This window comes from Pseudomonas sp. PME37.24/006 (assembly GCF_055556635.1).
In genome coordinates this window covers 162,472-180,954 of the sequence record NZ_JBVHNL010000005.1, presented here as the reverse complement: position 1 = coordinate 180,954, position 18,483 = coordinate 162,472, and the positions used below count along the sequence as shown (strand labels likewise).

Annotated in this window: 12 protein-coding genes; 3 read left to right on the top strand and 9 right to left on the bottom strand. The window is 60.6% G+C overall.

Going from position 1 to position 18,483, the window contains the following annotated elements:
• Positions 1-46: 46 nt before the first annotated feature.
• Both elbB and ACZ3GY_RS21780 read right to left on the bottom strand, forming a co-directional pair.
• Positions 47-706: an isoprenoid biosynthesis glyoxalase ElbB gene (gene elbB / locus ACZ3GY_RS21785; RefSeq protein WP_465911951.1), complete on the bottom strand. Its 660-nt coding sequence runs from the start codon at positions 704-706 to the stop codon at positions 47-49.
• 149 nt (positions 707-855) lie between these two features.
• On the bottom strand, positions 856-1,407 hold the full coding sequence (locus ACZ3GY_RS21780) for a DedA family protein (protein WP_225836154.1): 552 nt from the start codon (positions 1,405-1,407) through the stop codon (positions 856-858).
• A 268-nt stretch (positions 1,408-1,675) separates the two neighbouring features.
• Between ACZ3GY_RS21780 and hemB the strand changes: the two genes are divergently transcribed.
• Both hemB and ppk1 read left to right on the top strand, forming a co-directional pair.
• Positions 1,676-2,689 (top strand): porphobilinogen synthase, encoded by a 1,014-nt coding sequence (gene hemB / locus ACZ3GY_RS21775; RefSeq protein WP_225836153.1) that lies wholly within the window; start codon positions 1,676-1,678, stop codon positions 2,687-2,689.
• 18 nt (positions 2,690-2,707) lie between these two features.
• Positions 2,708-4,921, top strand: a complete 2,214-nt coding sequence (gene ppk1 / locus ACZ3GY_RS21770; RefSeq protein ID WP_463563262.1) for a polyphosphate kinase 1 — start codon at positions 2,708-2,710, stop codon at positions 4,919-4,921.
• Between the two features lie 48 nt (positions 4,922-4,969).
• Here ppk1 and ACZ3GY_RS21765 read toward each other — a convergent pair whose 3' ends face one another.
• Entirely contained in the window at positions 4,970-6,772 is a 1,803-nt protein-coding gene (locus tag ACZ3GY_RS21765) for an acyl-CoA dehydrogenase family protein (RefSeq protein WP_465911950.1), read from the bottom strand.
• Between the two features lie 172 nt (positions 6,773-6,944).
• On the opposite strand from ACZ3GY_RS21765, the gene ACZ3GY_RS21760 reads away from it, so the two are divergent.
• Positions 6,945-7,787, top strand: coding sequence for a 23S rRNA (adenine(2030)-N(6))-methyltransferase RlmJ (locus ACZ3GY_RS21760; protein WP_463563264.1), 843 nt, complete (start codon positions 6,945-6,947; stop codon positions 7,785-7,787).
• Between the two features lie 33 nt (positions 7,788-7,820).
• Here ACZ3GY_RS21760 and ACZ3GY_RS21755 read toward each other — a convergent pair whose 3' ends face one another.
• From ACZ3GY_RS21755 to aceE, 6 genes are all read right to left on the bottom strand, one after another.
• Positions 7,821-8,552: an alpha/beta fold hydrolase gene (locus tag ACZ3GY_RS21755; protein ID WP_465911949.1), complete on the bottom strand. Its 732-nt coding sequence runs from the start codon at positions 8,550-8,552 to the stop codon at positions 7,821-7,823.
• Positions 8,553-8,581: 29 nt separating this feature from the next.
• Positions 8,582-9,829, bottom strand: a complete 1,248-nt coding sequence (locus ACZ3GY_RS21750) for a cyclic di-GMP phosphodiesterase (RefSeq protein WP_463563265.1) — start codon at positions 9,827-9,829, stop codon at positions 8,582-8,584.
• Positions 9,830-9,917: 88 nt separating this feature from the next.
• Positions 9,918-10,565 (bottom strand): peptide-methionine (S)-S-oxide reductase MsrA, encoded by a 648-nt coding sequence (gene msrA / locus ACZ3GY_RS21745; RefSeq protein ID WP_465911948.1) that lies wholly within the window; start codon positions 10,563-10,565, stop codon positions 9,918-9,920.
• A 70-nt stretch (positions 10,566-10,635) separates the two neighbouring features.
• The gene (locus tag ACZ3GY_RS21740; RefSeq protein WP_463563266.1) at positions 10,636-13,329 is read right to left on the bottom strand and encodes a sensor domain-containing phosphodiesterase; all 2,694 of its coding nucleotides are present in this window, start codon (positions 13,327-13,329) and stop codon (positions 10,636-10,638) included.
• Between the two features lie 328 nt (positions 13,330-13,657).
• On the bottom strand, positions 13,658-15,640 hold the full coding sequence (gene aceF, locus ACZ3GY_RS21735) for a dihydrolipoyllysine-residue acetyltransferase (RefSeq protein WP_465911947.1): 1,983 nt from the start codon (positions 15,638-15,640) through the stop codon (positions 13,658-13,660).
• A gap of 11 nt (positions 15,641-15,651) precedes the next feature.
• Positions 15,652-18,300 carry a pyruvate dehydrogenase (acetyl-transferring), homodimeric type gene (gene aceE, locus ACZ3GY_RS21730; protein ID WP_465911946.1) on the bottom strand — a complete coding sequence of 883 codons (2,649 nt, stop codon included), beginning with the start codon at positions 18,298-18,300 and terminating at the stop codon, positions 15,652-15,654.
• Between the last annotated feature and the right edge of the window lie 183 nt (positions 18,301-18,483).

Here is an 18,483-nt window from a genome sequence, read left to right as displayed (position 1 = left end):
TGTCGACCAAGCGTTTAAGCGTCGCCGCTGTGGGCGGCGATAGTTTTCACTCGTGGGTCAGTTCCAGCACGCGGTCTACCAGCTTATTGATCCCTGACGCCGCCTGGGAGATGGACTCAGCCAGCATGTAGGCCGGCGTAGTCACCAGCTTGCGCTGGGTATCTTCGACGATATCTTCGACGTTGCACTCGACGTGCTCTGCGCCCATTTTGGTCAGTGCTGCGGCGGTGTCGGCGTCATGACCGATGGTGCAGGTCACGCCGGCGCCGAAGATGCGCGCAGCCAGGGCCGGGGCGATGCAGATCAGCCCGATGGGTTTGGAGGCGCTGACGAACGACTGCGCAGCCGCCAGCACGTCGGCCTGCACGGTGCAGTCGCCGCCAGCGCTGGCGAAGTTGGAAAGATTCTTGGCAGCGCCAAAACCACCCGGCAGGATCAGCGCATCGAAGTCGTCAGCGCGCAGTTCGCGCACGTCCTTGATGTTGCCGCGGGCGATGCGTGCGGATTCCACCAGCACGTTACGCGCCGGCTGCATTTCCTCGCCGCTGAGGTGGTTGAGTACGTGTGCCTGATCGATGTTTGGCGCGAAGCACTGCACTTCGGCGCCGCGTTGGTCGAGGCGCAGCAGGGTGATCACGCTTTCGTGGATCTCCGAGCCGTCATAGACGCCACAACCGGAAAGAATCACTGCGACTTTCTTGTTCATCGACCAACTCCTGATGAGGTACGAGCCGAGCCCGGATCTAGCGTCCGGCGGTCTCGCTTGGGGGTAACGTGTCTTCTGTTATGACTGATCAGTCAGCCAATTGTTACAGGCTTTTGAACGTTTGTGAGGTCGTCGTCAATTGCAGTGTTTCAGGTGCGGCGCTGTCTACGACGGTACAGCCAGATGCCCAGGCCGATGATCAGCAAACCCGCGAAGACGTACAACTGAACCTGATGCAGCTCACCCAGCAGGCCTTCGAGTGCGCGGCCAAGCTTATAGGCGAGGGTGCCGAGCACGATGGCCCAGATCGCTGCGCCGATGGCATCGAGAATCACGTAACGGCGACGCGGATAGCCGGAGATACCGATGGCCAGTGGCATCACCGTGCGCATGCCGTAGAAGAAGCGGAAGCCCAGCACCCAAAGATCCGGATGGCGGCGCAAGTACACCAGTGCCTTGTCGCTGAGCGCTTGCCACTGGGGACGATTATCGAGAATGCGTCGACCGTGACGGCGGCCCAGATGGAACCACAGTTGGTCGCTGGCATAGGTGCCGAGGAAGGCGAAGATTATCACCAGCTCGATCTGCAAAATGCCCCGCAACGCCAGATAAGCCGCCAGTAACAGCGACATTTCACCTTCGAGAAAAGTGCCCAGGGCCAGGGCCGGGTAACCGAAGTGCTGCAGCAAATTTTCCAGCATTGAAGATGACCGTAGAGGAGGGAACGCAAGGCTACGTGGTTCGACAACGTAAAACAGCATTTGTCGAAATACTGTGAAATAACCGCTGGCAGCTTTTGCTTGCAATGCCGGGGTGTTATGCCGATTGCGAGCAATTTTGGTGCATCCGATGTGCCTTATCGGCTGCGACGTGCCGTCGCAGTATTCGTTATCGTCGTCATCATTTGGTCATAATGGCGGCTTATAACTGTCACACTTCGCCCGCTTGAGCGGGCCCAGGAGTCTGCACGTGAGCTTTACCCCTGCTAACCGCCTGTTCCCAGCCACCCGCCTGCGCCGCAATCGTCGCGACGAATTTTCCCGGCGTTTGGTGCGTGAGAACGTGCTGAGCACCAACGACCTGATCCTGCCGGTATTCGTGCTCGATGGCGAGAATCAGCGTGAGGCGGTGGCATCCATGCCCGGCGTTGAGCGTCTGTCCATAGACCTGCTGCTGCAGGAAGCGGAGAAGTGGGTGGCTCTGGGTATTCCCGCGTTGGCGCTGTTCCCGGTAACCCCCGCAGAAAAGAAAACCCTCGACGGCAGTGAAGCCTGGAACCCGGACGGCATCGCTCAGCGTGCCACCCGTGCGTTGCGCGCGCGCTTCCCCGAGCTAGGGGTGATCACCGACGTGGCCCTCGACCCGTTCACCACCCATGGTCAGGACGGCATTCTCGACGAAGAAGGCTACGTGCAGAACGACATCACCGTCGATGCGCTGGTCAAGCAGGCGCTGTCTCACGCCGATGCGGGCGCTCAGGTGGTGGCGCCGTCGGACATGATGGACGGGCGCATCCAGGCTATCCGCGAGGCGCTGGAGCTGGCCGATCACGTCAACGTACGGATCATGGCCTACTCTGCCAAATACGCCAGCGCCTACTACGGCCCGTTCCGCGATGCGGTGGGCTCCTCGCTGAACCTCGGCAAGGCCAACAAGGCCTCCTACCAGATGGATCCGGCCAACAGTGACGAGGCGTTGCATGAAGTCGCCGCCGACCTCGCCGAAGGCGCCGACATGGTCATGGTCAAGCCGGGCATGCCGTACCTGGACATCGTTTCTCGGGTCAAAAGCGAATTCAAGGTGCCGACCTTTGTCTATCAGGTCAGTGGCGAATATGCGATGCACATGGCTGCCATCCAGAACGGCTGGCTCAGCGAAGCGGTCATTCTCGAGTCGCTGACGGCCTGCAAACGAGCGGGTGCCGATGGCATCCTCACTTATTTCGCCGTGCGTGCGGCCGAACTCATACGACAGGGGCAGTAGCCCCTCCAGGGTAATTCAATGAGCAACGAAGGACTCAGTGAGAACGAACAGCTCGATGTACCGGCAGTCAGCCTGCCGGTGATCGACGAAGCGCCGGTGGAAGCGATAGTGGAAACGCCAGTAGTCGAAACCACGGCGGTCGCCGTGCCAGTGCCCAGCCTGGATGACAGTAGCTTGTACATCCATCGTGAGCTGTCGCAACTGCAGTTCAACATCCGCGTGCTGGAACAGGCGCTGGACGAGTCCTACCCGTTGCTGGAACGTCTGAAGTTCCTGCTGATCTTCTCCAGCAACCTCGATGAGTTCTTCGAAATCCGCGTTGCCGGGCTGAAGAAGCAGATCAACTTCGCCCGTGAACAGGCCGGCGCCGATGGCTTGCAGCCACATCAGGCGCTCTCGCGCATCGCCGAACTGGTACACGAGCAGGTTGGCCGGCAGTACGCCATCCTCAACGATGTGCTGTTTCCTGCGCTGGCCAAGCACGGCATCAACTTCATTCGCCGCCGCTACTGGACGACCAAGCACAAGGCCTGGGTGCGCCGCTATTTCCGCGACGAGATCGCGCCGATCATCACACCGATCGGTCTCGACCCGACGCACCCGTTCCCGCTGCTGGTCAACAAGAGCCTGAACTTCATCGTCGAACTGGAAGGCGTCGATGCCTTCGGTCGCGATTCTGGTCTGGCTGTAATCCCTGCGCCGCGTCTGCTACCGCGGATCATCAAGGTGCCGGAAGACGTCGGCGGCCCAGGCGCCAACTACGTGTTCCTGTCGTCGATGATCCACGCCCACGCCGATGACCTGTTCCCTGGCATGAAGGTCAAGGGTTGCTACCAGTTCCGTCTGACCCGTAACGCCGATCTGTCGGTGGACACCGAGGATGTCGAAGACCTGGCCCGCGCCCTGCGCGGTGAGCTGTTCAGCCGTCGTTACGGTGATGCGGTTCGCCTGGAGGTGGTCGACAGCTGCCCGAAACACCTCACTGACCAGTTGCTCAAGCAGTTCGGCCTGTCGGAGCACGAGCTGTATCAGGTCAACGGCCCGGTCAACCTGACCCGCCTGTTCAGCATCACCGGTCTGGAAAGCCATCAGGATCTGCAATACGCGCCGTTCACGCCGGTAATCCCCAAGTTGTTGCAGAACAGCGAGAATATTTTCAGCGTGGTCAGCAAACAGGACATCCTGTTGCTGCATCCCTTCGAGTCCTTTACGCCGGTCGTTGACCTGCTGCGCCAGGCCGCTAAAGACCCCCACGTGCTGGCCATCAAACAGACGCTCTACCGTTCTGGCGCCAACTCGGAGATCGTCGATGCCCTGGTGGAAGCCGCGCGCAACGGCAAGGAAGTCACCGCGGTGATCGAGCTGCGCGCACGCTTCGACGAGGAGTCCAACCTGGCCCTGGCTAGCCGCCTGCAGGCTGCCGGTGCGGTGGTGATCTACGGTGTGGTGGGCTTCAAGACCCACGCCAAGATGATGCTCATTCTGCGTCGTGAGAACGGCGAGATCGTCCGTTACGCGCACCTGGGTACTGGTAACTACCACGCCGGCAACGCCCGTCTGTACACCGACTACAGCCTGCTCACCGCCGACGTGGCGCTGGGTGAGGATGTGTCAAAAATGTTCAGTCAGCTGATTGGCATGGGCAAGACCCTGCGCATGAAGAAGCTCCTGCATGCGCCCTTTACCCTAAAGAAAACCCTGCTCGACCTGATCGCCAAGGAAACCCACCTGGCCAGCGAAGGCAAGCCGGCGCACATCATCGCCAAGTTCAACTCGCTGACCGATGCGAAGATCATTCGCGCGCTGTACAAGGCCAGCCAGACCGGCGTGCGGATCGATCTGGTGGTGCGTGGCATGTGCTGCCTGCGGCCGGGCGTGCCGGGCGTGTCGCACAACATTCAGGTGCGTTCGATCATCGGTCGCTTCCTGGAGCACACCCGGGTGTTCTACTTCCTCAATGGCGGCGAAGAGAAAATCTATCTCTCCAGTGCCGACTGGATGGAGCGCAATCTCGATAAGCGCGTGGAGACCTGCTTCCCGGTCGAGGGTAAAAAACTGATTCTGCGCGTGAAGAAGGAGCTGGAAACCTACCTGACCGACAACACCCATGCCTGGGTGCTGCAGCCAGACGGGCGCTACCTGCGGCTTTCGCCGACCGGCAACCAGAACTCGCGTAGCGCGCAGGCCAGCTTGCTGGAAAAACTCAGCGCACCAGTGATTATCCCGCGCTGAGTCGTTGGCGCTGAAAACGGGCCTTAAATGGGCCCGTTTTTTTATCCCTCAAAACCACGCCTCGTTCATTGTCAGGCAGGTGTCGTCGCGCTGTTCCAGCACATCCAGGTCGTGATGGCAGCCGGGCACTTCACGCAGCAGAAAATAGCGCGCTGCCTGCAGTTTGCCACTGTAGAAGTCGACATCGGCCGCATTACCAGCTAGGCGACCCTGCTCCGCGTGAACGGCCTGCTCCAGCCAGCGCCAGCCGATTACCAGATGGCCGAATACCTTCAGGTACAGCGCCGAGTCCGCCAGAGCGCTGTTCACGCGGCCCTGCTGCAGGTCGCCGAGCAGCGCTAGCGTGACGTTCGATAGGCGCGCCAGTAGTTTTTCCAGCGGCTGACGCAAGGCGTCCAGTTCGATGAAGGGTTCGGCGCGCTGGCAGGTATCGATGATCTGCCGGCTCAATGCCTTGAGTGCCGCGCCGCCGTGCTGGCCGACCTTGCGCCCTAGCAGGTCGAGGGACTGGATGCCGTGGGTGCCTTCGTGGATCGGGTTGAGGCGGTTATCTCGGTAATACTGTTCCACCGGGTGATCGCGGGTATAACCGTGGCCGCCGAGAATCTGGATCGCCAGGGCATTGGCTTGCAGGCAATACTCGGACGGCCAGGACTTGGCCACCGGAGTCAGCAGGTCGAGCAGTTGCCCGGCCTGCTCACGCTGTTCGGCGTCCTCCAGCGTCTGGCTATCGTCGAACAGGCGAGCACAGTAGAGAGCGAGGTCGAAGGCGCCTTCCACGTAGGCCTTCTGGGTCAGCAGCATGCGGCGTACATCGGCGTGCTCGATGATCGCCACCTGAGCGCTTGCCGGGCTCTTGCCGTCGGGCAGGCGCCCCTGCGTGCGCTGGCGTGCGTATTCCAGAGAGTACAGATAGCCGGCGTAGCCGAGCATCACCGCACCCATGCCGACGCCGATACGCGCCTCGTTCATCATCTGGAACATGTAGGACAGGCCGGCATGAGGCTTGCCCACCAGATAGCCGACGCAATTACCGTGATCACCGAAATTCAATGCCGTGGAGGTGGTGCCGCGCCAGCCCATCTTGTGGAACAGGCCTGTCAGAACCACATCGTTGCGCAGGCCCTGGCTGCCGTCTTCGTCGATCAGAAATTTCGGCACGATGAACAGCGAGATACCTTTCACCCCGGCCGGCGCGTCGGGCAGTCGGGCCAGCACCAGGTGGATGATGTTCTCGCTCAGGTTATGGTCGCCACCAGAGATGAAGATCTTGTTGCCCTTTAGGCGGTAGCTGCCATCAGCTGCCGGCTCGGCACGGGTGCGGATATCGGCGAGAGAGGAGCCTGCATGGGGCTCGGTCAATGCCATGGTGCCGAAGAAGCGGCCTTCGATCATCGGCTGTAGAAAACGACGCTTCTGCAGTTCATCGCCAAAGGCTTCGATCAGGTTGGCGGCCGCCATGGTCAGCAGCGGGTAGGAGGCCGTGGCGATGTTGGCCGCCTGGAAATGCGCGAAGCAAGCCTGGGACAACAGGTTGGGCAGTTGCATGCCGCCTGCCTCGAAGTCTCTGGTCGCGTTCAGGAAACCAGCGTCGACGAAGGCCTGCAGCGCTGGCTTGACCTCGCCGATCAACTGCGCGGCGCCGTCGACATACTGCGGCTCATTCTCGTCGCCCTTGCGGTTGTGCGTAGCGAACAGCTCTTCGGCGATGCTGTGCGCGGTATCCAACGCGGCGTTGAAGGTTTCCCGGCTGTGCTCGCTGAACCGCTGGCGGCTGGTGAGCGCTTCGGCATTCAGCACTTCGTAGAGTTCGAACGCCAGGTTGCGGGCGCTGAGCAAGGTCTCGGGCATGATGGCTCTCCGGTTGAATGAGGCCAGTCTAGGGAGCTGCGCGCGGCCCGCTAGCATCATCGACCGCCGTGATGGCGAGGAACAAGCCGTAAATGGCCTGGGGCATTCCACCGCAGGCGCTGCAGCGCGCGCGCAGGACGGCTACAATTCGCCTCCTGCTCAGGAGCCGATGATGAATTACCGCCACGCCTTCCATGCCGGCAACCACGCCGATGTATTGAAACACTTGGTGCTGTGCCGCCTGTTCGCCCTGTTGGCGCGCAAGGAGGCCCCGTACGCCTATCTGGATAGCCATGCCGGTGTCGGCCTGTACGACCTGACTGGCGACCAGGCCAGCCGCACCGGTGAGTGGCGTGAGGGCATCGGTCGTCTGTGGGACGCCACGGATGCACCGGAACCGTTACTCGATTATCTGGAAGTGATCCGTGCGATGAACCCCGATGGCGTCCTGCGCCATTATCCGGGCTCGCCCGAGCTGGCGCGTCTGCACACCCGCGAGCAGGATCGCCTGCACCTCAACGAGAAGCACCCGGAAGACGGTCAGTTGCTCAAGGAAAACATGGCCGGTGACCGGCGTGTGGCCGTGCACCTGGGCGAAGGCTGGCATCTGCCGCGTGCCCTGCTGCCGACGCGTGAGAAGCGTGCAGTCATGCTGATCGACCCGCCGTTCGAGAAGGCCGATGAGCTGGAGCGCTGCGTTACCTCGCTCAACGAGGCCATCGGTCGTATGCGCCAGACCATCGTGGCGATCTGGTACCCGATCAAGGACGAGCGTCAGCTCAAGCGTTTCTACCGCGACATGGAAAAGAGCGCGGCGCCGAAATTGCTACGTGCCGAACTGTTCGTGCACCCCGCTGATGAGGCTCAGCGCCTGAACGGTTCCGGCCTGCTGATCAGTAACCCGCCATGGGGACTGGAAGAGGAATTACGCGAGCTGTTGCCCTGGCTGGCCGAACGCATGGCACAAAGCAAAGGCAGCTGGCGCCTCGACTGGCTGATCGCTGAGCAGAGCTGACGGCTCTTATCTGTATCGATCGAAGGCCTGGTTTCAGCGGCTTGTGAGGGCGCTCACGAACTGCTCCGGGTCTTCCAGCATCATCAGGTGCCCACCGGGCAGGCAGGTAACGCTGGCGGCCTTTTCCAGCGCCCACGGTGGGAGGGTCCAACCTTCTTTCGAGCGCTCTCCGGCGATCAGGTGCACGGGTGTCGATCCTTCGAATATTTCCCTGACTGCTTGCAGGTAGTCAGCATGACCGGTTACCTCAACGACCGAGCGTGCGGTGGCCTGGATGGTCGATGCCGGCTGGTTGCCCAGGAGGCTCGATGCGCTTGCACGATGGCTCGCGGTGGTCGCGATCCCAGACTTTGCCAGCCAGCCATCCGGGTTCTCCCTGAATTGCGCCAGCATCGTATCAGCCTCATGGGGCGTCATCCGAGCCACGCTGGCTGACCAGAAGGCATCGGTCAGCGAGAAGTTTCCCTCGACACTGTAAATCGACGCGACCCTTGTCGGATGAGCCGTTGCGAACAGCATGGCGATTGCGCCTCCAACGGAGTGCCCTACCAGGTGCACACGCTCGATGTCTCTCTCCGTGAGCCATCGAGCAAGGTGCGCAACCTGCCCGGGTAGCGTGATGGTGGAGGGATCCACATGCTGCAGGCCGCCGTAACCGAGCAGGTCGGGCATGTGTGCCTGGATGCTCCGTGAGCGAAATAGCGGTGCCAGATCACGCAGGCTGCCAATCAGGCCATGAATGAGAAGATAGGGATACTCGGGCATCTGGGTGCATCTATGGATGACGGGCTGATCTACCTTCGCCGTGGATCGACGTAGTAGCTCAGTTGCTGACGCGGATTCAGGTACTCGCGGGCTTCGGGGGGCAGCTGCGAGGCGCGCACGCTGCTTGCGATGACCACTGAGGCGTCTGCTTCCAGATTGACGATCAGCGCTTCTTCCTTGGGCACCTGAGCATCGTAGATGATCAGCGTCGGCTTCATTGGCAGCGTTGGGTGCATACCCAGCACCAGGGCGTAGCGCTCGTCTTGCAACTGAACCAGGCTGCCCGGCGGGTAGACGCCCATGCAGCGAATAAACGCCTTTAGCGCGACCTCATCGAAACGCACTCGCTGCTGTGGCGAGTACATGCGTGCGAGAGCTTCGTGAGGGCTCAGGGCTGTGCGCGGGTCGAGTGGGTTGCACAGGTTGTCGAAGTGGTTGGTGATGCACACGATGCGGCTCAGGCGGCCGATCGATGCTTCGTGCAACTGCCGTGGATAGCCGCTGCCGTCACAATATTCATGGTGCTCGTGGATGATGCGCAGCACGTCGTCGTCGAGCATCAGCTTCTCGCCCATACGTCGGCCGAACACGGTGTGCATCTCCAGCAACTGCTGCTCGGCGTGAGTCAGGGGCGGTAGTTTGAGCAGTACCTTGCTGGGTACTTCCAGCTTGCCGATGTCATGCAGCAGGGCGCCCATGCCGAGCATGTGGCAGGCCTCGCTATCCAGGCCCAGCTGGCGGCCCAGCATGACCGATAGCACGGTGACGTTGAGCGAATGCACGTAGGCATCTTCGGCAGCCTTGCCGGTGATGCTGTGCAGTGCTACGCCATCCTCGCCAAGCATGGTCTCGACCAGCTCGTTGACCAATGCCCCAGCCAGTTTGACCGAGTTCTCCGGCTGGTTTCGCAGGCTCTGATTGAGTGTCTTGACCCGCTGGCTGGCCTGGGTGAAGGCGCGGTCGACCTCGGACAGCCTTTTGCGCAGCACGCTGAGTTGCTTGACCCGCACCTGACGCGCCTGTTCCTGAGGATCTGGCGGGGTTGGTGGCGCCTGTTCGACCACTTTGGTCGGCAATGCCAGGGGCCCGCAGTCGCTACGCGCGGGGTCGTAGCGCAAGCGCTTGAGACCCAGCGCACGGAGCTGCTTGAGCTGGCTTTCGTCCTTGATCTTGAAATTACTGAAGGCGAACGAATGTTCCCACCAGCTCAGATCGAGTTGGACATAAAGCCCGACACAAAGCTGGTCGGGCGAAATGTACTGAGTGGTATCCGGCATTCCGTGCTTGATCTGCAAAGTGACTGTTGGCTAAGTCTAGCGCCGTCCTGGGGTTGTAGCATCCCGTCAGATAGGACTATTCCAGCCCTCAGGCTGGTAGGCACACACCGGTTCCTTTCAGGCCGCAATAGCCTTCCGGGTTCTTCGCCAGGTACTGCTGGTGGTAAGCCTCGGCGTAGTAGAAGGTCGGTGCTTGGGCGATCTCCGTGGTGATCTCGCCAAGTCCGGATTTCTCCAGTTCGCTTTGGAACTGTGCCTGGCTATGACGGGCGGCCTTGAGCTGTTGCTCGTCGGTGCAGTAGATGGCCGAGCGGTACTGGCTGCCGATGTCGTTGCCCTGGCGCATGCCCTGGGTTGGGTTGTGGACCTCCCAGAACACCTTGAGCAACTCTTCATAGCTGGTCTGCTGCGGATCGAACACCACCAGCACCACTTCGGCATGGCCCGTTAGGCCCGAACAGGTTTCTTCATACGTCGGATTGGGCGTATGACCGCCGGCATAGCCCACAGCGGTGGTCCACACGCCAGGCTGCTGCCAGAAGCGGCGCTCGGCACCCCAGAAGCATCCCAGTCCGAACAGCGCAGTCTGCAGACCTGCGGGGAACGGGCCCTGCAGCGGGTTGCCATTGACATAGTGGGCTTCGGGCACTGAAATCGGTGTCTCGCGGCCAGGCAAGGCCTGTTCGGCGCTGGGCAGCTCGAGTTTGTGGGCGAGAATTTGCGAGCGTAAGACCATGAATCATGTTCTCCGAGTCGTTGCTGTTGTTTGGGGTAGACCGCAGCGGCCGTTGGCTGTTAGCGACCGTTCAGCGCGTAGGGCGCCGCGGGTAGCGCTTGAGGCTTTCTACCAGATCTCGGCCGGGTATGGGGCGGTCGAACAGGTAGCCCTGGCCGATATCGCAATGCTGACGGCGCAGGAAACCCAGCTGGGCTGCGGTTTCGATACCTTCGGCGACCACCTTGAGCTTGAGGTTGTGCGCCATGGCGATCACCGCCGAGGTGATTTCCATGTCGTCCTGATTCTCCGGGATGTCCTTGATGAAGCTGCGGTCGATCTTGATCACGTCGATCGGGAATTTTTTCAGGTAGCTGAGTGACGAGTAACCCGTGCCGAAGTCATCCATGGCCAACGTCAGGCCCAATTGCTTGAGGCGGCTGAGCTGGCTGCGGGTACTTTCGGTAGCTTCCAGCAGGAGGCCTTCGGTGAGCTCCAGCTCAAGCATCTCCGGCGGCAACTGCTCTTCCTCCAGGATGGCGGCAATCGAGCCGACCAGATCCGGGTCGCTGAACTGCTTGGGCGACAGGTTGATTGCCACCTGCAGGTTACCCAAGCCGACGGCGGTGAGCTGCTTGCTCATGCGGCAGGCCTGACGCACCACCCATTTGCCGATGGGCACGATCAGCCCGGTTTCCTCGGCGACACTGATGAACTGATCCGGACGAATCATGCCTTTTTCCGGATGCTGCCAGCGCAGCAGCGCCTCCATGCCCAGCAGTTGTCCGGTCTTCAGGCACAGCTTGGGCTGGTAGTAGACCTCGAGTTCGTTCTGCGTCAGGGCGCGGCGCAGGTTGTTTTCCACGAATAATTTGTAGTTGGCCTCGGCATTCAGAACATCTGTGAATACCTGCAACTGATTCTTGCCGTTGGCCTTGGCCTTGTGCAGTGCGAGGCCGGCATGCTTCATCAATGTCTGCGGATCTTCACCGTGTTCAGGTGAGCAGGCCAGGCCAACGGAACCGGTGACGTTGATCAACTGGTTATCGACGAACAACGGCTTATCGAGGGTTTCCAGCACCTGTTGAGCGATCAATTGGCCGCGCTCACTGTGGCAATTGTCGAGCAGGATGGCGAATTCGTTGCTGGCGAAGCGCGCCAAAGTACCTTCGCCGCCGAAGCTGTTGCGCAGGCGCTTGGACAGGCTCACCAGCAACTTGTCGCCAGTCTGGTGGCCAAGGGTGTCGTTGATTCGTTTGAAGTTGTCGATATCGACCAGTAGCAGGCTAATCGGTGAGCTGCTGGTGGTGGTGAAGCGTTTTTCCAGGGCTCGAATAAACGCATAGCGATTGCCCAGGCCGGTCAGGTTGTCGCTGTAAGCCAGGCGTTCGATGCGCTGCTGAGACTGTTTGGTTTCGGTAATGTCTTCATAAATGCCAATGTAGTGCGTCAGCGTGCCGTCGTCGGCGTGCACCTTGGAAATCGAGAACTGGCTCCAGTACGGTTCCAGGTTCTTACGCCGACTCTTGAATTCGCCCTGCCAGCTGTTCTGTTCTGCCAGCCCGGAAGTGCTGTCGAATAGCAGCTCGCTTAGATTCTCCAAGGCGGGTAGCTCCGACAGCTGACGACCCTGCACTTCGTCGGCGCTGTACTGGGTAATCGCGGTGAAGCTTGGGTTTACGTACTCCACCATGCCGTCGCGATTAAGCAAGATGAAGGCGCTGGCGCTCTGCTCGACGGCGCGCTGGAACAGATACAGAGCGCTGGTGGCGTTACGGCGTTCCTGATTGCTCAGCACGTTGGCGTATTGATCGGCCAACTCTCCGGCGAAGGTGACTTCTTCCGCCTGCCAGATCCGCGGCCCACCGGTGTGTTCCAGGCACAGTACGGCAACCAGTTCACCACCGACCCGGATGCTGGCATCAAGTATGGCGGTGATCGCTTCGGGACGTAGATAGTCGTCACGCAGCTCACTGGTGCGCGGATCGCTTTCGGCGTCATGGGCGTTCAGCGAGCGACTTTCTTTCAATGCACGAAGGTATTTCGGGTAGCGACGACCGTCGATCGGTAACGGTACTTCGTAATGATCCTGATCGAGCAGATACAACGCCACGGGATCTAGCGTGTCGCCATTGATATGCCAGATACCCGCTCTGGCAACGCCGTATATCTCGCAGGCGCTGCGGGTGATCAGCTCGGCAGCTTCACGCGTCGGATCGCTGCTCTGATAGCGCTGGCTGGCCAGGCGCACGATGAGTTGCTGTTGCGCGAGAGAGCGCAATTGATGCTGCTGCAGTTCAGCCTGGCTTCGCTGAAATTGCTCTAGCGAGTCCAGCACCTCGGTGTGCTCTGGTGGCTCTGGCGTGGGAAGGTTGTGGCTGTCTGCGAAAGCGTCGTCGGTGACCATCAGATAGCCGCGCAACAGGTGTCGTCCCCGTTGTTTGAATGGCTCACCGAGCTCCATCAACCTCAACGGTCCGTGCGGTGTGTGCAGTGTGTAGTGCACCAGGTAATGTGTGCTTTCAGACAATTGTTGCTGAATGGCATCGTGCAGCCGGTAGCGTGCTTCCGGTTCCATCAGGCTGGCGTAGGGCGTTTCCACCAGGGTGCAGAGGTCACTGGCGGCGATACCGAGCTGCTTTTCGCAAGAAGCATCAATGAACAGCAGCAGCCAGTTCGCTTCGTTCATCCGCTCGAAACGCAGCATGCCGAGCCGAGAAGGCACGGGCAGTTGCGTCACGACCTCGGCCGCTAAACGGCTCGCGGCATCGGGATGGCTTTTCATCGAATGGCTGTATCCATCTGCTGGCCTAGGCAAACGCCTGGCCTTTTCACTATAGCGCTAACGAGGGGGTTGCCGTATCTCCCTGGCCGCTGCAAGGCGGTAATGGCCCTTAGGTTGCACCATGGGGTGACGGCTGACAAGAAATCTAATGGCATTGTGACGTCTTTCTTTTAACTGGCTGATCTAAATAAACAATTATTTAAATTTGACGTCTATTACGGGGCTTCGAGCGCACTTTAATGCGACCACAGCGTTGAAATATGCAAAAAAAACCCCGCCTGATCGGGCGGGGTCGAGGTTACGAGCGTGGCGCTCGAAAACGTATTGCTTACAGCAGCATGGTGCGGATGTCGTTCAGCACATCGCCCAGGCGCTTGGTGAAGCGTGCAGCGGCTGCGCCATTGATCACACGGTGATCGTAGGACAGCGACAGCGGCAGCATCAGCTTGGGCTGGAAGGCCTTGCCATCCCAGACTGGCTGGATGGTTGCCTTGCTGACACCGAGGATTGCCACTTCCGGCGCGTTGACGATCGGCGTGAAGCCGGTGCCGCCAATGTGGCCGAGGCTGGAGATGGTGAAGCAGGCGCCCTGCATGTCGTCAGCCGAAAGCTTCTTGTTGCGCGCTTTCTCTGCCAGTGCAGCGGCTTCAGCAGCCAGTTGCAGCAGGCTCTTCTGATCGACGTTTTTGATCACCGGTACCAGCAGGCCATCCGGGGTGTCGACTGCGAAGCCAACGTTCACGTACTTCTTGCGGATGATCGCTTTGCCACTTGGCGCCAGCGAACTGTTGAAGTCCGGCAGCTCCTTGAGCAGGTAGGCGCATGCCTTGAGCAGCAGTGGCAGAACGGTCAGCTTCACGCCGGCTTTCTCGGCGACGGCCTTCTGGGCGACGCGGAAGGCTTCCAGCTCGGTGATGTCAGCCGAATCGAACTGAGTCACGTGTGGCACGTTGAGCCAGCTGCGGTGCAGGTTAGCGGCGCCGACCTGCATCAGGCGGGTCATCGGCACTTCTTCGATTTCACCGAACTTGCTGAAATCGACGGTCGGGATCGGCGGAATGCCAGCACCACCGGTTGCACCGGCAGCCGCTGCGGCAGGAGCCGATTTGGCTTTCTGCAGCTCGGCCTTGACGTAGACCTGCACGTCTTCCTTGAGGATGCGACCTTTCGGGCCAGTACCTGGCACGGCGCTCAGCTCGACGCCGAACTCGCGGGCCAGCTGGCGTACGGCCGGGCCAGCGTGCACTTTGCTGCCATCACGGCTTGGCGTGGCTGCCGGAGCGGCCTGCGGTGCAGCCTTGGCAGGTGCCGAACCCTGAACGTTGGCCGCTTTGGCCTGTTCCGGGGCAGCAGCTGGCGCCTGAGCGGCGGCTGCAGGTTTGGCGGCGGCTTTGCCCTGGACTTTCAGAACCAGGATCAGATCACCGGTCTTGGCCTGATCGCCGACCTTGATGGAAATGCTTTCGATGACGCCAGCCTTGGGGGCAGGGATCTCCATGCTGGCCTTGGCCGACTCCAGCACGATCAGCGACTGTTCGGTTTCGACGCTGTCGCCAACCTTGACCAGTACTTCGATCACGCCAGCCGCGTCTTCGCCAATATCCGGAATACGCACTTCTTCACTGCTTTCACCCGCCGGTTCTTCGGCAGCCGCAGGAGCAGCGGCTTCGGCAGGGGGAGCAGCGCTTGGTGCGGCAGCAGGAGCGCTGGCAGCCTGCTTCGGCTGTGCACCCGCGGCGCCTTTGAGCACCAGGATCAGATCGCCGGTACCCACTTCGTCACCGACCTTGACCGACACGCTCTCCACCACGCCAGCGGCAGGCGATGGAATTTCCATGCTCGCCTTGTCGGATTCGAGGGTGATCAGCGACTGGTCGACTTCGATGGTGTCGCCCGGCTTGACCGCTACTTCGATGATGCTGGCCTTGGCGCTGGAACCGATGTCCGGCACTTTGACTTCCTGAGGCTCGGCACTGCCAGCAGGCTCAGCTTGCGGCTCGGCGGCTGGTTGCGCTGCAGCGGCAGGTTCTGCTTGGGCAGGTGCCGGCTCTTGCTCGGCCGGGGCGGCTTCGGCATCGCCTTCCACGTCCAGTTCGAGCAGATCGTCGCCTTCTTTCAGGTTATCGCCCAGCTTCACTTTCAGGCTCTTGACGACGCCGGCCTTGGGGGCCGGGATCTCCATGCTGGCCTTGTCCGACTCGAGGGTCAGCAGGCTTTGGTCGGCCTCGATGCGGTCGCCAACCTTGACGAACAACTCGATGACTTCACCCTCACCACCGCCGATGTCGGGTACGCGAATCAATTCACTCACAATGCGTCTCCTCAGCAGTCCAGTGGGTTGCGTTTTTCGGGGTCGATACCGAACTTGACGATGGCTTCGGCCACGGCCTTGCGTTCGATCTGACCACGATCGGCCAGCGCTTCGAGCGCGGCCAGAACGACCCAGCGACGATCCACTTCGAAGAAGTCACGCAGTTTGCGGCGGCTGTCGCTGCGGCCGTAACCGTCGGTACCCAGTACCTTGTATTCCTTGACCGGAACCCACTGACGAACCTGTTCGGCGAACAGCTTCATGTAGTCGGTGCTGGCAATGACCGGGCCCTGACGGCCACTCAGGCACTCTTCGACATAGCTCTTCTTGGGTTCCTGTTCGGGGTGCAGGCGATTGCTGCGCTCCACGGCCAGGCCATTGCGACGCAGTTCGTTGAAGCTGGTAACGCTCCACACATCGGCGCCGATGTTGTAGTCGTTGCGCAGGATCTTAGCCGCTTCGCGAACTTCGTTGAGGATGGTGCCGCAGCCCAGCAGTTGCACGTGGTGGGCGGCTTCCTTCTTGTCCTCTTCGAGCAGGTACATGCCTTTGATGATGCCTTCTTCGACACCTTCGGGCATGGCCGGCTGCTGGTAGTTCTCGTTCATCACGGTGATGTAGTAATAAACGTTTTCCTGCAGGGTCATCATCCGGTGCGTGCCCTCGCGCATGATCACCGCCAGCTCGTAAGCGTAGGTGGGGTCATAGCTGCGCACGTTGGGGATGGTGCTGGCGAGGATGTGGCTGTGGCCGTCCTCGTGCTGCAGGCCTTCGCCGTTCAGCGTGGTACGGCCGGAAGTGCCGCCCAGCAGGAAGCCGCGGGTCTGGCCGTCGCCGGCAGCCCAGGCCAGGTCGCCAATACGCTGGAAGCCGAACATCGAATAGAAGATGTAAACCGGCAGCATCGGCGTGTTGTAGTTGCTGTAGGCGGTACCAGCAGCGATAAAGGAGGAGAACGCACCGGCCTCGTTGAGACCTTCCTGGAGGATCTGGCCGTCCTTCTCTTCGCGGTAGTACATCACCTGATCGCGGTCGACCGGCTCGTACAACTGGCCGACAGGCGAGTAAATACCCAGCTGGCGGAACATGCCTTCCATACCGAAGGTACGGGCCTCGTCAGCGAGGATCGGCACGATGCGGCTGCCCAGCTCCTTGTCCTTGACCAGCGACGCGAGGATGCGACCGAAGGCCATGGTGGTGGAGATTTCGCGGTCGCCCGAGCCATCCAGAACGGCCTTGAGGGTTTCCAGCGGCGGCGTCGGGATGCTGATGTTGCCGCGGTTACGCTGCGGCAGGTGGCCGCCGAGCTTTTCGCGGCACTTGCGTAGGTACTTCATTTCCGCGCTGTCTTCGGCTGGGCGGTAGAACGGCAGTTCTTCCAGCTGCGAATCGTTCAGCGGGATGTCGAAGCGATCGCGGAATTTCTTCAGCGACTCGATATCGACTTTCTTGGTGTTGTGTGCGGTGTTCTTGGCTTCGCCGGCACCGGTGCCATAACCCTTGATGGTCTTGGCCAGAATGACGGTCGGCTGACCTTTGTGGTTGACCGCCTGGTGGTAGGCCGCATAGACCTTGTACGGGTCGTGGCCACCACGGTTGAGGTTGAAGATTTCCTCGTCCGACAGTTTCTCGACACGCTTGAGCAGCTCTGGGTCGTGGCCGAAGAAATGCTTGCGCACGTAGGCGCCGTCTTTGGCCTTATAGTTCTGGTACTCGCCGTCGATCGCCTGATCCATACGGCGCTGCATGCGGCCGTCTTCGTCCTGAGCGAACAGCGGATCCCACATGCGGCCCCAGATGACCTTGTTAACGTTCCAGTTGGCGCCGCGGAACACGCCTTCGAGTTCCTGGATGATCTTGCTGTTACCGCGAACCGGGCCGTCGAGGCGCTGCAGGTTGCAGTTGATGACGAAGATCAGGTTGTCTAGGTTTTCGCGGCCGGCCAGGGAGATGGCGCCCAGGGTTTCCGGCTCGTCGGTCTCACCGTCACCGATGAAGCACCAGACTTTCTGCTTGCCGGCCGGGATGAGGCCGCGGTTTTCCAGGTACTTCATGAAGCGTGCCTGGTAGATCGCGGTGATTGGGCCCAGGCCCATGGATACGGTCGGGAACTGCCAGAAGTCCGGCATCAGATGCGGGTGCGGGTACGACGACAGACCGCCACCGTCCACTTCCTGACGGAACTTTAGCATCTGCTCTTCGCTCAGGCGGCCTTCCAGGAAGGCGCGTGCGTAGATGCCGGGAGAGGCGTGGCCCTGATAGTAGATCAGGTCGCCGCCGTGTTCGTCGGTCGGAGCCTGGAAGAAGTAGTTGAAGCCGATGTCGTAGAGGGTCGCACTGGAGGCGAAGGTAGAGATGTGACCACCCAGATCCGGATCCTGCATGTTGGCGCGCATGACCATGGCCAGAGCGTTCCAGCGAACGATCGAGCGGATGCGGCGCTCCATGAACAGGTCACCCGGCATACGCGCTTCGCGAGTTACCGGGATGGTGTTGCGGTAGGGGGTGGTAATCGAATAGGGCAACTGCGTGCCGCTACGAGTGGCCAACTCACCCAGACGCGTCATCAGATAGTGGGCACGGTCTTCGCCTTCCTTGTCGAGGACGGATTCCAGTGCGTCCAGCCATTCCTGGGTTTCGATTGGATCGAGGTCTTGCATGGCTTGCTCCAGAGCGGAAAGGCTTCCAGAATCGGAAGCCAGGATGCGTGGCCGGCTTTTTGAGCGGGCACATTAATTCTTGGATATACCGGTTGGGTAGATCCGGCTTTGTGTAGTTTTACTACATTTCGCTGGCGATTTCAGCTCTTCCGAACGATTGAGTCGTACCAAAACTACAATCAA

Excerpts from the sequence above, each read along its gene's own strand:
- elbB (WP_465911951.1), bottom strand. The coding sequence starts at position 706 with ATGAACAAGAAAGTCGCAGTGATTCTTTCCGGTTGTGGCGTCTATGAC.
- ACZ3GY_RS21780 (WP_225836154.1), bottom strand. The coding sequence starts at position 1,407 with ATGCTGGAAAATTTGCTGCAGCACTTCGGTTACCCGGCCCTGGCCCTG.
- ppk1 (WP_463563262.1), top strand. The coding sequence starts at position 2,708 with ATGAGCAACGAAGGACTCAGTGAGAACGAACAGCTCGATGTACCGGCA.
- ACZ3GY_RS21765 (WP_465911950.1), bottom strand. The coding sequence starts at position 6,772 with ATGCCCGAGACCTTGCTCAGCGCCCGCAACCTGGCGTTCGAACTCTAC.
- ACZ3GY_RS21760 (WP_463563264.1), top strand. The coding sequence starts at position 6,945 with ATGAATTACCGCCACGCCTTCCATGCCGGCAACCACGCCGATGTATTG.
- ACZ3GY_RS21755 (WP_465911949.1), bottom strand. The coding sequence starts at position 8,552 with ATGCCCGAGTATCCCTATCTTCTCATTCATGGCCTGATTGGCAGCCTG.
- ACZ3GY_RS21750 (WP_463563265.1), bottom strand. The coding sequence starts at position 9,829 with ATGCCGGATACCACTCAGTACATTTCGCCCGACCAGCTTTGTGTCGGG.
- msrA (WP_465911948.1), bottom strand. The coding sequence starts at position 10,565 with ATGGTCTTACGCTCGCAAATTCTCGCCCACAAACTCGAGCTGCCCAGC.
- ACZ3GY_RS21740 (WP_463563266.1), bottom strand. The coding sequence starts at position 13,329 with ATGAAAAGCCATCCCGATGCCGCGAGCCGTTTAGCGGCCGAGGTCGTG.
- aceE (WP_465911946.1), bottom strand. The coding sequence starts at position 18,300 with ATGCAAGACCTCGATCCAATCGAAACCCAGGAATGGCTGGACGCACTG.